General features: G+C 61.5%; 11 protein-coding genes. 7 read left to right on the top strand and 4 right to left on the bottom strand.

Annotation, left to right across the window (positions count from 1 at the left end; all coding sequences use genetic code 11):
- Nucleotides 1-27: 27 nt before the first annotated feature.
- Entirely contained in the window at nt 28-1,161 is a 1,134-nt protein-coding gene (locus NMA52_RS02950; RefSeq protein ID WP_254826145.1) for a glycoside hydrolase family 130 protein, read from the bottom strand.
- A 143-nt stretch (nt 1,162-1,304) separates the two neighbouring features.
- Here NMA52_RS02950 and NMA52_RS02955 point away from each other — a divergent pair, with 143 nt between their 5' ends.
- Both NMA52_RS02955 and NMA52_RS02960 read left to right on the top strand, forming a co-directional pair.
- The gene (locus NMA52_RS02955) at nt 1,305-2,735 is read left to right on the top strand and encodes a T9SS type A sorting domain-containing protein (RefSeq protein ID WP_254826146.1); all 1,431 of its coding nucleotides are present in this window, start codon (nt 1,305-1,307) and stop codon (nt 2,733-2,735) included.
- Nucleotides 2,736-2,871: 136 nt separating this feature from the next.
- A complete protein-coding gene (locus tag NMA52_RS02960) occupies nt 2,872-3,360 on the top strand; it encodes a hypothetical protein (protein WP_254826147.1) in 489 nt (162 codons plus the stop codon).
- Here the strand turns inward: NMA52_RS02960 and ftcD are convergent.
- Complete coding sequence (gene ftcD, locus NMA52_RS02965; RefSeq protein WP_254826148.1) at nt 3,290-4,303, bottom strand: glutamate formimidoyltransferase; 1,014 nt, start codon at nt 4,301-4,303, stop codon at nt 3,290-3,292. The two genes, NMA52_RS02960 and ftcD, sit on opposite strands and share 71 nt — an antisense overlap.
- Nucleotides 4,304-4,376: 73 nt before the next feature.
- Here ftcD and NMA52_RS02970 point away from each other — a divergent pair, with 73 nt between their 5' ends.
- The gene (locus NMA52_RS02970) at nt 4,377-5,375 is read left to right on the top strand and encodes a lipopolysaccharide assembly protein LapB (RefSeq protein ID WP_254826149.1); all 999 of its coding nucleotides are present in this window, start codon (nt 4,377-4,379) and stop codon (nt 5,373-5,375) included.
- On the opposite strand, the gene NMA52_RS02975 is transcribed toward NMA52_RS02970, so the two are convergent.
- Nucleotides 5,365-6,150, bottom strand: a complete 786-nt coding sequence (locus NMA52_RS02975; protein ID WP_254826150.1) for an alpha/beta hydrolase — start codon at nt 6,148-6,150, stop codon at nt 5,365-5,367. The two genes, NMA52_RS02970 and NMA52_RS02975, sit on opposite strands and share 11 nt — an antisense overlap.
- An 89-nt stretch (nt 6,151-6,239) precedes the next feature.
- Here NMA52_RS02975 and NMA52_RS02980 point away from each other — a divergent pair, with 89 nt between their 5' ends.
- From NMA52_RS02980 to NMA52_RS02995, 4 genes are all read left to right on the top strand, one after another.
- On the top strand, nt 6,240-8,750 hold the full coding sequence (locus tag NMA52_RS02980; RefSeq protein WP_254826151.1) for a PIG-L family deacetylase: 2,511 nt from the start codon (nt 6,240-6,242) through the stop codon (nt 8,748-8,750).
- A 2-nt stretch (nt 8,751-8,752) separates the two neighbouring features.
- Entirely contained in the window at nt 8,753-9,667 is a 915-nt protein-coding gene (locus NMA52_RS02985; protein WP_254826152.1) for a sugar phosphate isomerase/epimerase, read from the top strand.
- 47 nt (nt 9,668-9,714) lie between these two features.
- On the top strand, nt 9,715-11,139 hold the full coding sequence (rlmD, locus tag NMA52_RS02990) for a 23S rRNA (uracil(1939)-C(5))-methyltransferase RlmD (protein ID WP_254826153.1): 1,425 nt from the start codon (nt 9,715-9,717) through the stop codon (nt 11,137-11,139).
- Between the two features lie 78 nt (nt 11,140-11,217).
- On the top strand, nt 11,218-11,796 hold the full coding sequence (locus NMA52_RS02995; RefSeq protein ID WP_254826154.1) for a Crp/Fnr family transcriptional regulator: 579 nt from the start codon (nt 11,218-11,220) through the stop codon (nt 11,794-11,796).
- Nucleotides 11,797-12,391: 595 nt separating this feature from the next.
- Here the strand turns inward: NMA52_RS02995 and NMA52_RS03000 are convergent.
- Nucleotides 12,392-13,603, bottom strand: a complete 1,212-nt coding sequence (locus NMA52_RS03000) for a hypothetical protein (protein WP_254826155.1) — start codon at nt 13,601-13,603, stop codon at nt 12,392-12,394.
- Nucleotides 13,604-13,631 lie beyond the last annotated feature (28 nt).

Here is a 13,631-nt window from a genome sequence, read left to right on the forward strand (position 1 = left end):
AGGGCGAGTTTGTTACGGCCGGCAATATTAATCGCGGACCGCAACGCCGACCATGGAGTCCGCCGTTCCGTAGTAGAGAAACCACTTTTCCTTGAAGTACACCAAACCTTCGATGAAGGTCGTACCCGAGGCATACTGCCCGCTCACCTCGTGGGGAAGGGAGGGGCAGATGAAGGGTTCTTCCATCCGGTCGAGCAACTGGGTGGGGTCGGAAGCGCTGAACAGGGCCTGTCCGCCGCAGTACGCTCCGGGGCCGGCGCCCATGTAGCGCAGGGAATCCGTCATTTCGTTCTTGCCGTTGTACAGGACCAGGATTCCCGCGTCGGTCAGTAGGGCGGGTGGACCGGGTTCGCTGAGACCGCTGTCGAAGGTGCCGGGGCGGCGGGGTAGGGGATCGTAGAGCGTGGAGTCGGGATTAAGTACGGGGGTCCAGTCGAGGAGGTTATCGCTATGGGCGAGTCCCACTACGGCGTCTCCCCAGTACATCCAGTACTTACCATTAATCGGGGTAGCGACCAGGTGTCCGTCGGCGTCGAGTTTGCAGACCACGGAGCCGGATTTTGACCAGGTATCGTGAAACTTACCACCGTAGGCTTCCTGAAAGACGGGGCCGTGCTTTACCCAGGTCCGGAGGTCGTCGGAAGTAGCGGAACAGAGGCGGGCAACGTCCTGGTTCCAGCCGGTGTACAGCATGAGGTAACGGCCGTCTTTCATTTCCACTACGCGGGGGTCCTCACAACCGCCGGGTTCCTCGAACGCCCGGTTGTTGTCGCGGTCCGGGTACAGGACCGGCTGGGGGTGGCGCTCGAAGTGAATACCGTCGGCGCTGGCCGCCAGGCCGATCCGGCTGGTGCGGCGCCCCAGGATGGCGCGGGGGTTGTCTTCGGCGCGGAAGAGCAGGTACACGCTATCGCCTTTGACGACGGCGCCTGGGTTAAACACATCCGCGCGTTGCCACCGCACCGGCTTTTCCGTGATGGGATCCACGAAAGAATAGCTGCTGTCGGCCCTCAGGATGGGGTTTTCCGCCGGCTTCTCGAAGCCGGTCAGCCAGGGCGTGGCGGAGTCGACGATGGTCGACTGACTTCCGACGGGGGTCTCTGTCCGGCAGGCGACTAAGCTTATGCAGAGTACAAGGAACGGGAGGTAAGATATCTTCATGGATGGGCGATTAAAGAACAAGTTTAACACTTCTGCGGCCAACCCGGGAAGCCCCCTATCGTATTGTTAGTAATTTGCGGCCCGGATTGCGAAACGGCCCTATTGGTCCCTCGCACGCGGTGTTTTTATTTGTACAGATTACTATGAACTGCATACACAACCCCAAATGGTCGGCGACGGCCGTCCTCTCTCTATTTCTCTCCCTGCTATCCGCCCAACCTCCCTGCGACGCGGTCGATAGTCAGATATCCGCCGATGACCTGCCCTTCGCGGCGGAAAGCGGCAGCGACCAAACCAACCTGACCCTCGGCTACCAGACCGGTCCCGTCGTTAGCTTTCCCCTCAGCGGTCAGGTCGACGGGGCGGACCTCCAGACCACGAAAGTGTTTAAATCCGACGGCGGGTCTCCCGAGGCCTGTCTGGTCGCCGATCGCAGCGGAGCGTCGCATAACACCCGCTACGACGTGTACCGGCTCATTCCCAACCGAAGCGCGACGGTGACCTTCAGCAAGGATCCGGGGTCCCAGAATACCCTGTTGTTCACCGTGTTTAAGGACTCCTTCGATCCCACTGCGGACTGCGGACCCAACTGGCTGGCGGCCAGCTTTAATCAGGCGACGGGCATTAACCGTCTGGAGGTCACCGTCGATCTCGAACTGGGTACCACTTACTACGTCATGGTGGCCCCCACTGCCTCGGGAATGCCGAGCTATCCCTTTTCCTACTCGCTCGACATCGAAGCGAGCGTCGGTGCGGACCCCGTGATGTATACCGGGGAAGACTTCGCCGCCAACTACGATTACATCTACATAGCCGCGGACACCGCCAACGGCAACGCGATCACGGCCATCAGCCCCACCGGCGATTTTCGCAGTCTGCCGACCGGGAACTACGAAATCCACGGCGTCAACTACGATACGCTGCTGGTGCAGGAAGAGTCCTTCATTACCGAAACCCCCACGAGCATTCAGGACAACGGCGGTACGCCCGCGTGCCTCCAGTTGAGCGGAAACGTACTGGCACTGACGGTAGTCGATGCCGCCGCCCCCGTCGATTGGCTTACCTTCCGGGGAGAGGGGAAGGCTACGTCGGTAGAGCTGTTCTGGGACGTAGCCGCCGAAACGGAGAACGACTACTTCCGGATCGAGCGCTCCCCGGACGGCAAGTCGTGGAAGGACATCGGGGAGGTCGCCGGTAACGGGACTACCCAAGCCTACGCCGCCTTCACGTTTACCGATGCCGATCCGCTGCCGGGCAACGCTTTCTACCGCCTGGTGCAGGTCGATTTTGACGGCACCGAGCACCTCAGTACGGTGGTGGAAGTCACCTGGCGGAAAACCACGGGCTCCATCGCCACCTTTCCCAACCCCTTTGGTGATCAGTTAACCGTGGAGGGTGTGGGTGCCGTCACGGATACCCCCCGCATTTTCGATCTGCAGGGACGCGAAGTGAGCCATCTGGTGGAGTTACGGGAGCGCTCCGATGAACGGATCGTCCTGGCCACCGCCGCCCTTCCCCGGGGAATGTACCTGCTGCGGTGGGGAGGAGTGGAACTTCGAATCGTGAAAAACTAGGTCGGTCCGCGGATGGATTAGTTGTCGGACGGCAAGGGTTACGACATTGTTAATGTTAACTCAATGTAAACTCTAGGTAAACTAAGGTTAAAGCAGTAACGTTGTAATACTTCACCAGTACGCAACCACCCTGCCCATGACCTACTATAAAGAAGAACAGCGCTTTCGCAATCCCGGGCTCCTCATTTTGCTTTTTCTCATGACCGGCCTGGTCGGATACCGCATCGGAATGTCCGTATTTGCGGGTGCCGACGCGCGGGAGTGGGCCATGACGGGCCTCATCGCGCTGGCGATCGCGACCGGATGGTACATGGTTTATCGCTCCCGTTTGCGCATCAAGATCAACGACAAACACCTTAAGGTTCGCCTGAAGGGCGTGCTGGGACGTAAGCTCAAACTCCCCACCTCGGAAATCGTCGACTGTAAGTTCGTCGACGTCGCTCCCTCGGCCCGTTGGTCCGGTGCCCTGGCGCATCCTTCTTCCAGTTTCAGTTGCATCGACTTCGGAGGGCGTCGCGGCGTGTGCATCCGCATGCGGAACGGACAGACGTATTTCATTGGTTCCGATGAGCTCTTTGCGCGGCAGCACGATATACCTCTTCCAACACACGCTCACGCCAGTTAAAGGGTATCAGATCGTTCAGGCCGAGCACGGTGACCGCCGTTTCCATTTCCGCTTCGTAGCCTCCGGAAAAGCAAAAGTTGCGGGCGGCGGCGCGCAGGTGCCGTGCGGGTACTAATCCAATCAATTCGGAACCCGTGACGCTGATACCCATTTCGGCGGCCAGATTCGTAGCCGTCAGGTATACCCGGGTGAGGCTGACGCGTTCGGCGTCCACCACGTTGCAACTGATCTGACAGCATCCGTATTCCTCTATGTACCAGCCGATGGCGCGTAGTCCCGGAAACAGTCCCGGTCTGCCGCCGCCCCCACTGCCCCGCAGGCGGGCGGCCAGTTGTTTGGCCTGCGCCAGGGTAGCTTCGGGCGCCAGGTTGATGTTCCAGGCGATCAGAAAGGGGCGGGCGCCCATGATCGTTGCCCCCAGGCTAGGGTGGGGCAGGGCGGGTCCGAAGTCCGGCTGCCAGTCGGGATGACTTAACTTCTCCGTCAGGCCTTCGTATTCCCCGCGCCGGACGGCTGCCAGACTACTACGGTGCGGCTTGGAGGCACTGCTTTCGTACAGGTAAACGGGAAGTCCGAATCGTTCACCGATCCGGTTGGCCAGCTCCCGCGTCCCCGCCGCCACCTCCTCCAGCGAAATGTTTGCCACCGGCACGAAGGGGCACACGTCGACGGCTCCGCTCCGCGGGTGAGCGCCCCGGTGCTGCCGCATATCGATATCCTCCTCGGCAACGCGGTACAGATGGAAGGCGGCCTCATACACCGCTTCCGGCGGACCGGCGAAGGTGAATACCGTCCGGTGCGCGCCGTGACCGACGTCCCGGTGCAGCAAGTGACAATGCTCCACCTCGTTGATCGCGCGCGACATCCGGTCCAGCACGGAGAGCTTACGCCCCTCGCTCACGTTGGCTACGCATTCGATGAGGGGAGCGTCGGAAGTCGGCATAGGAATTTATTTTGCTCGGGCGTTAACTGCTTGACCGACCCGCATGAAAACCATAACCCAAAAAAACACAAAGTTGCCTTACCGTTGCCTCCTTCCGCTTTTCCTGACCCTGCTATTGCTGGCCTGCGGCGGCGAAGAAACGGACCCGGCGCCGGCCCCCGCCTCCGGCGATCCGGGCATCAACCGCCTGAGCGCGCTCATCCAGCAACGGCCCGGATCGGCCGATCTCTATGCTCAGCGGGCCTCGATGTTCTACGACCTGGAGAACTACGATTACGCCATCACCGACCTGACTACGGCCCTCTCCCTCGACAGCACGAACCTGGACTACCACTACCGGCTAGCCGACGTATACCTCGATTACTACCGCAGCCGGCTGGCCCTCCGCACCCTCGAACGGGCCGCCAGACTTGACCCCGACGCGCTCGAGACCCAACTGCGGCTGGCCGAAACGCAACTGATCCTGAAGCAGTACGACGACGCGATCGCCAGTCTGAATGAGGCCGTACGCCTGGATCCCCGTAATCCGGAAGCCTACTACCTGCTGAGCCAGGTCTTTGCGGAGACCGGCGATACGGTACGGGCCACCAACGCCGCCGAAGAAGCGACCCAGATCGATCCCGATATGACCGACGCCTACCTGCTGCTCGGGCAACTGATGGCCGAACGGGGCGACCCCCGCGCCGTCGACTACTTTGACGCCGCGGTGGACATCGACCCGAGTGACGTGATCGCCATCCACGCGCGGGCGGACTTTTACCGGGATGCCGGCGACCTGGAGCTGGCCATTACCGAGTACCGGCGCGCCAGCACGATTGACCGCCAGTACGTGGCCGGTAACTTCAACGCCGGACTGCTCCTGATGGAACTGGATAGCGTAGCCCGGGCCCACGACGAGTTTAACATTACCATCAAAAACGACCCCATCCACATTCGCGCGTACTTCTACCGGGGCTACGCGAGCGAACTGATGGGCGACGCCGCCGCCGCCCGGCGTGACTACGAAACGGCCCTGCGGATGTCCCCGGATTTTGCCCTGGCGCAGGAAGGACTGGCCCGGCTCAACGGATAAAATCGGCGATGGGCCCGGCGTGGGGGTCGGCATCGTCGTAGGTCCACCGGCCGGCGTCCAGATGTCCCCCACCGGGGATGGTGCGGAGACTGGCATGCGGCACCCGGCTGGTGAAAGACCGGGCGTGCGCGTAGTCGACCATCCCGTCCGCCGTACCGTGTAAGAGAAACCAGCGGACGGCACCGGCGTGAGCGAGAAGGCGGAGGGGGTCGCAGTCGGCGTGGCGGCCAAAGAGGGCGGCCGGTCGTAGGAGGGAAAGATCGAGGGGCGCGGCGCAGAGCAGGGCACGGTCCGGACCGGCGGGCCAGCCGACTTCCGTCCACCACGAGGGATGCAGGGCAAGGAGGGCGGCCAGGTGACCCCCGGCGCTGATGCCGGCAATCTGGGGTACGGACAGGGGCGAGCCGCCGGCCGCGACGTGGGCGATCACCGCCCGGCAGTCCGTTACGATATCCGCCAGGGAGAAGCGGGGCGGCCTGCGGTAGCTGGGCAGTACCACCCGGAAGCCACGGGCGAGCCAGGGCCGGGCGGCGGGCCGGAACGCCTCCGGGGTGCCGAAGGTCCAGGCGCCGCCGTGGAGGTAGAAGGCCCAGGGGCGTTCGTCGTCGGGCTGCGCGTCCGCGGGTTCGAGCAGCAGGTAATACTGCCGCGGGTGGGGACCGTAGGCAATCCGGCGCACCGTACACGACATCCGTCGGCGAGCGGAGCGACACTGCTTCCAGTAGGCGGGCAGTTGAGCGACATCCCCTATAGATCGTTTGATTTGACTGAGCATGGATATACTAAACCGGTGGTGCAGTGTTGGGTTAAAAGTACCTTTACGGAAGTACCGTCCCCATTGTTTTCGTCCTTAACTCATCGAGCGTGCGCATCCTCTCTTTACTTTCCGCCCTCCTTTTCGTGACCGCCCTGCCGGGGCAGCCCCCCCGGCAACCGACCTCCGGGGAACTGCACGCGGCCATCCAGAAACTGGGGGTGCTGGGTTCGGCCCTTTACGTGGCCGCCCATCCCGACGACGAGAATACCCGCATGATCGCTTACCTGGCCAACGTGGAAAAGGTGGAAACGGGCTACCTCAGCATGACGCGCGGCGACGGGGGGCAGAACCTGATCGCACCCGACATCAGCGAACTGCTGGGACTTACGCGTACCCAGGAGCTGCTGGCCGCACGCCGAATCGACGGCGGGAAGCAGTTCTTCAGCCGGGCCAATGATTTCGGCTACTCCAAGCACCCCGACGAAACCTTTAATATCTGGGACAAGGAGGAAGTCCTCGCCGACGCGGTGTGGGTAATCCGCCAGCAGCGCCCCGACATCATGATCCTGCGGTTCGACCCCCGCGCCCCGGGCTCCACCCACGGCCACCATACGGCCTCGGCCATCATCGGTCGCGAAGCCTTCGAACTGGCCGGCGATCCCGAAGCCTTTCCCGAACAGCTGGCGTACGTAGAGCCCTGGCAGCCCGAACGGCTGTTCTGGAATGCCTACAGCTGGGGCCGGGATACCCTGCCCGCTTATGTTGATTCTAACGACGTCATTACCGTCGATATCGGTACCTACCTGCCGAAACTCGGAGAGAACGTAGCGGAAATTGCGGCCCGCAGCCGGAGCCAGCACAAGAGTCAGGGCTTCGGCGCGTCCGGCAGCCGGGAACCCTACACCGAACGCCTGGAACGCCTTGCCGGAAGCACGAACGGGGTGGACAACGACCCCTTTGCCGGGATCACGACCGACTGGTCCCGGGTAGCCGGTGGACGGGCCATCGGTCCGGCGCTCGAGAAGATCGAGCACGATTTCGACTTCGACGATCCGGCGGCTTCGGTACCCGCCCTGCTGGAGGTGCGCCGGCGGATCGCCGTGCTGGACGACGGCTTCTGGAAAACGACTAAACTGGCCGAGCTCGACGACATCATTGCCGGTGCACTGGGTCTCTATCTCGCGGCTACGGTGGACTCCCGTATGGCCGCCCCCGGGGATACCCTGACCGTAGAGGTGGAAGTCACTAACCGCAGCGACCTTCGGGTGCAGCTCCGGCGGATCGCCTTCGCGGAAGCGCAGGATCCGAAGTCCGCTACCGCTCCGCAGATCCGCCTCGCCGCCGGCCGTCCCCACCGCGATACCCTACATACGGTGTTGCGGGACGATCAGCTCAGTGGCCCCTACTGGCTACAGGACGAGTGGCAACTGGGGATGTACCGGGTGGCCGACCAAAGCCTGCGCGGCCGGGCGGAGGGGGAAGATCCCGTCAACGTTCAATTCACGATCGACGTGAACGGACAGCCCATCCACCTGACCCGCCCGGCGCGCTACCATTACACCGACCCCGTGGACGGGGAGCAATTTCAGCCATTCGAAGTGTTGCCCCCGGTTTTCGTCGAGGTCACCGAATCCAGTTATCTCTTTACCAGCGAGCAGGCGGCGCCGGTAACGGTTAAGGTTACCGCGGCTACCGATGGGGTCACGGGCAACCTGAGTCTGGACGTGCCGGAAGGCTGGCGCGCGGAGCCGGCGTCGCAGTCGATCGAATTCGATCGCCGGGGACAGGAGCAATTCTATACCTTTCAGCTGAGCCCCCCATCCGGCCAGTCACAGGGCCGCATCGCCCCGGCACTACGCCTCGCGAACCGCCCCGGCGCCGTCTATTCCCGCAAGCTCGTGACCATCGCTCACCCCCACATTCCCACCCAACTGGCCGACCTTAGTGGCGCCGCCGCCGTGGCCCGCGTCGATCTCCAGACGGCCGGCCGTACGGTGGGTTACCTGCCGGGGGCCGGCGATGCCATTCCCGAAGCGCTCGCGGCCATCGGGCTCGACGTGACCATCCTCACCGATGCGGAGGCATCAATCGGCGACCTCAGTGCGTACGATGCCATTGTCGTGGGGATACGTGCCTACAACACCCTGTCCCGTATGCCCGTATACCAACCCCGTTTACTAGAGTACGTACGCCGGGGCGGGACGCTCATCGTGCAGTACAACACCAACCGGGGGCTGCGGGTCAAGGAAAGCGAACTGGGCCCCTTTCCCCTCGAGCTGAGCCGCGACCGGGTGACGGTGGAGGAAGCGCCGGTGAAGATTCTGGCACCCAACCATCCCGCTCTCAACTTTCCCAACAAGATCACCGCGGCCGACTTCGAGGGCTGGGTGCAGGAGCGCGGACTGTACTTCCCCGACAAGTGGGCGCCGGAGTATACCCCCCTACTCGGCAGTAGTGATCCCGGCGAGGAGGAACACGCGGGTGGACTGCTGGTAGCACGCTACGGTTCGGGTCATTTCGTGTATACCGGCTACAGCTTTTTCCGCGAACTGCCCGCGGGCGTCCCCGGTGCCTACCGGCTCTTTGCTAACTTGGTGGCCCTCGGACAAACTAAATAATCATGCAACTCGGTTTCGTTTCCGCCATCCTCCCCGACCAGTCCCTCGACGAAGTACTGCAAACCGCGGCGGACATCGGGTACGATTGCGTGGAAGTAATGTGCTGGCCTCCCGGAAAGGCCGAACGCCGGTACGCGGGAGTTACCCACATCGACATTTCCCGTCTCGACCGCGCGGAGATTGACCGCATCAAAGAGCTGCAGGAGCGCCACGGGGTGTTCATCTCTTCCCTGGGCTATTACCCGAACGTGCTGGGCGCGGACGCGGGAGCGGCTCAGGTAGCCATCGACCACCTCTACGACCTTCTCCAGGCGGCCGCCGACCTCGGGATCCATACGGTAACCACCTTCGTGGGCCGGGACAAGGACCGCACGGTGGAGGCCCAGTGGGGCGATTTCCTCGCCGTGTGGCGGCCCATCGTCGCGCGGGCGAACGAGCTCGGCGTGCGCATCGGCATCGAGAACTGCCCTATGCGATTTACCGCCGATGAATGGCCGGGCGGCAACAACCTGGCCGTGAGTCCCGAAATATGGGAGCGGATGTGGCGGGACATCCCTTCGGCAAACTGGGGACTGAACTACGATCCCAGCCATCTCGTGCTGATGCACATGGATTACACCCGTCCCTTCCGGGACTACCCCGACCGGATGATCCACGTTCACGCCAAGGACCTGCGCATCGACCGCGACCGACTCGACCGCCACGGCATCTTTTCCCACCCCGGCCAGTGGCATACCCCGAAACTGCCCGGTCTGGGCGACGTGGACTGGGGCAAGTTTTTCAGTCACCTAACGGACGCCGGCTACCGGGGACCGGTGTGCGTCGAAGTAGAGGACCGTGCCTACGAAGGGGACCTGGAGTTGCGCAAGCGCTCGCTGCGGCAGAGCCACGATTACCTGCGGCAGTTCGTGGTATAGTACTTTTGCCCCCCAGTACCGGGCCCCGCCCCGCATATTTCCGAATTATGGCCCGCCGCAGAAAAAACCGGATGCCCGAGCGCATCGAAAACGTAACCATCACCGCCCTGGCCGATAAGGGCTTCTGCGTGGGCAAAACTCCGGAGGGGATGACGGTCTTCGTCGAGGACGTTGCCCCGGGCGACGTCGTGGACGTACGGCCCTTCCGGAAAAAGAAAAAGGTGCTCTTTACCGCGCCCACCCGCTTCATCCAGCGCTCCGCCGAACGGGTGGAACCCTTCTGCCAACACTTCGGCGTATGCGGAGGGTGCAAGTGGCAACACTTCAGCTACGCGGGTCAGCTCCGGGAGAAGGAACAAATCGTACGGGACGCCTTCCGTCGCCTCGGTAAGGTAGACGTGGAGGAGTGGCAACCCATCCTCGGCAGCGAAAACACCCGCTATTACCGCAACAAACTCGAATTCGGCTGCGCCAACCGGCGGTGGCTAACTTCCGAAGAGGTGGGGACCGACATCACGAACGAAGTGCCCGTGATCGGTTTCCACAAGGCGGGGGCTTACGACAAACTGATCCAGATCGAGCACTGTCACCTCCAACACGGTCCGAGTAATGAGCTCCGCAACGGACTGCGCGCGCTGGCCACTGAACTGGGCGTACCGTTCTTCGATATGCGGGAACGAACCGGCCTGCTCCGCCAGATGATGGTCCGCACCACCACGACCGGAGAGTGTATGCTGGTCATCGCCTTCTACACCGACGACCAGGAAACGATCCGGCGCTTTCTCGACGCCGCCCTCGCCCGCTTCGGCGAAGAGATTACCAGCCTCTTCTACTGCATCAACCCCAAGATCAACGAATATTTAATGGACCTGGAGATGATCTCCTACGCCGGTCCGCCCTACGTGACCGAACGGTTGGGCCACGTGAACTTCCGGATCGGGCCGAAGTCCTTCTTCCAGACCAATACGGCCCAGGCCGAGGAACTCTACAACATCACCCGGGACTTCGCCGGACTGACGGGCCAGGAGAACGTATACGACCTTTACACCGGAATTGGATCCATCGCGCTCTACGTAGCGGATAGCTGCCGCCAGGTGGTTGGAATTGAGGAGATCGCAGCCGCCATCGACGACGCGAATACCAACGCCGCGCTTAATGGCATCGAAAATGCCACCTTTTACGCCGGCAACGTCCGGGACATCCTTACCCCCGAATTTGCCGAACGCCACGGTCGCCCCGACGTACTCATCACCGACCCCCCCCGCGCGGGAATGCACCCGAAGGTCGTGGATATGCTTCTGGAACTCGCTTCCCCCCGGATCGTGTACGTCAGTTGTAATCCCGCGACCCAGGCGCGGGACTTGGCGGCTCTCGACCCGAAGTACGTCGTGCAACGGGCGCGGCCGGTCGATATGTTCCCGCACACGAGCCACGTGGAGAATGTGGTAATGTTAAGGTTGCGTAACTTGTAATTTCGAGCGGTGGCTTTTGCCCGGTCGAATCACCCGGGCCGTCAGTGTTGGCGGTCCTAGAGTATTAGTTGACACAGGATGAACAGTGAAGTATTCAGACCGATAATCGAAAAATTAGTGCGGGTGGGCGTGGACCCGGCGCTCGCCGATTGTTTTGCCCATCAGTTGCACCAACGCCGCTGTCGGAGTAAGGATGTGCTCTTCGCGGAAGGGGATGCCCTGCCCGATGCGTTCTACCTGCTCTCCGGCTACGTACGCCTCTACGCCACCGACGAAAACGGGAATACGATAGAAAAAATCCTTGCCGGACCCCGGGATTTCGTAGGCTGCGTCAGCGCCATCCTCTACCAACGACCCTCGGAACTTACCGCCGAGTGCATCACCGACTGCCAACTCGTCGTGATCGACCAACACCATCAGGCGGTCGTGAAGAGCGATCTGAAGACGTTCACCTTCCTCCAGGATATCGCCATACGGCATCTCATCACCCTCATCAACGAAAAATCGGCCATGCTGCCGCTAAAGGCCCGCGACCGCTACCTCTACTTCCGGGAACGTCATCCCCTGTTCTCGGCCCATATTCCCGCCGGAATCATCGCAAACTACATCGGAGTAGCCCCGCAGTCCCTCAGCCGGATCAAACAAAGTATGAAATAGGTCATATTTCTACCCTGTTTTTAACAATTGTGAATACGGAGATTGTCGAAAATCCTGTTCTTTGTGTAAGATTTTATAGGCTACATTTTGACACTTTGAACAAATTTCGGTTTTAAACTTAACGGCGTCCGCCCCGTGATTCGGGGCGGACGTTTTTTTGTTCCCAGTTCAGCCTGCGGATCATTTGTCGTAACAAATATCGCGTTCACATAGCGATAAGTGTCGTTTGTGCATCCCCAAAGACGATGGCGAGTGTCTGCAAGTGCACGGCAATCGCCACTACGCTAACTACCCGGAGTAAGACTTTGCTCTCCGGACGGTCCCTTCACTGGGGAATTTTGTAGATGGTGAGCCTTACCGCTGCGGCCGGCGCTGAAGCGGTCCGTGTTGTCGACTATCGCGGATCGGTTGACGTACCGGACAAACGGGAGAATGCGTGGGAAACAAGCGGGCAAATGCCCGGGTAAGAAAGGTAAAAACGTTCACGAGCAAGAATTTTATGCGAAGCTGCGGATCCAAATATGGACGTAGCAGGTTCGGGGTACTAACCCGTTTTCGGTCCTAAATATTGGCTGCACGGACCTAAATCGCCCCCTTACCGCACTTCCCGACTTTCTCCCAGTAGAACGGATTGTCCGAGATCCCTCAGCAATGCTCCGTAGCGCTCCGCCGCGAACACGGCATCCGCCGCCGTAGCGTACGTCTTCCCGGTATACACGACAACCATGCCGGGCGCGCTGCCCTCCTCCAAGCATTCTCCGTCCAGGCGCCGGTGTCCCCGTAGGCCGGCGGCCGTCAATTGCGCGATCCGGACATCGGCTTCCTCCCGCGGCAAGATCGCATCCACTACCACGTACGCCGGCTGCTGCCCGTCGGAAAGACAAAATGCGGAGGGCGGGGCCGCGGGTGCCGTGCCGTCACTCGGGGGAGATGCTTGCGGTAGCTCCGCAGACCGTTCACCGATCGTCACCGCTTCGGGGCTATCAAAACGGGGGTTAGCAAAGGGGTCTGGTACCACCGATCCGTAGTTCCGCTCGTACACCAGCAGCACGAGGAGGCCGGTAGTGCATAGCAGTAGGAAGATGTTAGCGAACCGTCTCCGGTTCTGTCTGCGCTCCGGAGGGGTAGGGCCGTAGACGGGGCTTCGCTCCATCACCTGCAGAATCTCCTCCCGCCGGCCGTAGCGCGACAGATAGTCGTTAAAAATATGGCGGGGCCGGGGCAATTCGTGGCGCGTGAGGCGCCCCCGCTCGTCGACGACCAGCAGGCCCACCCCGTTCTTACGGCACTGAGCGCGGAGTACCGTAAACTCACCCCGATTTACGAAGGTGTCGTGACCGACCGCGATCCAGCTTTCGTTGGCGGGGTAACGTCCTAACTGCTCGATGGCGGAGATGGACCGGGTAACGCTGAGTCGCAATCGTTTGATCAACGCGGTGATCGCGAGCGTCCCCGCGACGAAGAGTGCCATCAGGAGGGCGGTATTCACGGCATTGAAGTACCATTCGTAGCCCAGGAATCCGGACAGTCCGGCGATCAGTATCAGCGCGAGTAGCCGACCCGTCCACGCGGCTTTGTCCGGATTGTCCCGCAACTTCAGTTGGTGAATGGTCGTGCGGCCCTTCGCCTCCACGACCACCACGTAGGGCCGGCCCCGGGTGCGGAAAAATGCCAGCAGAACGTCGGCACGCTTCAGTCGGGTATATACCTCCGTACTGACGTAGGCGGACCGACGGCGGTAGTACGTCTCGTTCAGCCGCTCGGCGACGGCATTCTGAATGAACCTTTCCGAGAGGGCTTTCGGCATACGTGCAAAAGTAGTTTAAAATTAATTG

Origin of the sequence: Lewinella sp. JB7 (genome assembly GCF_024297185.1) — a bacterium.
In the GTDB taxonomy this organism is placed as follows: Bacteria; Bacteroidota; Bacteroidia; order Chitinophagales; family Saprospiraceae; genus Neolewinella.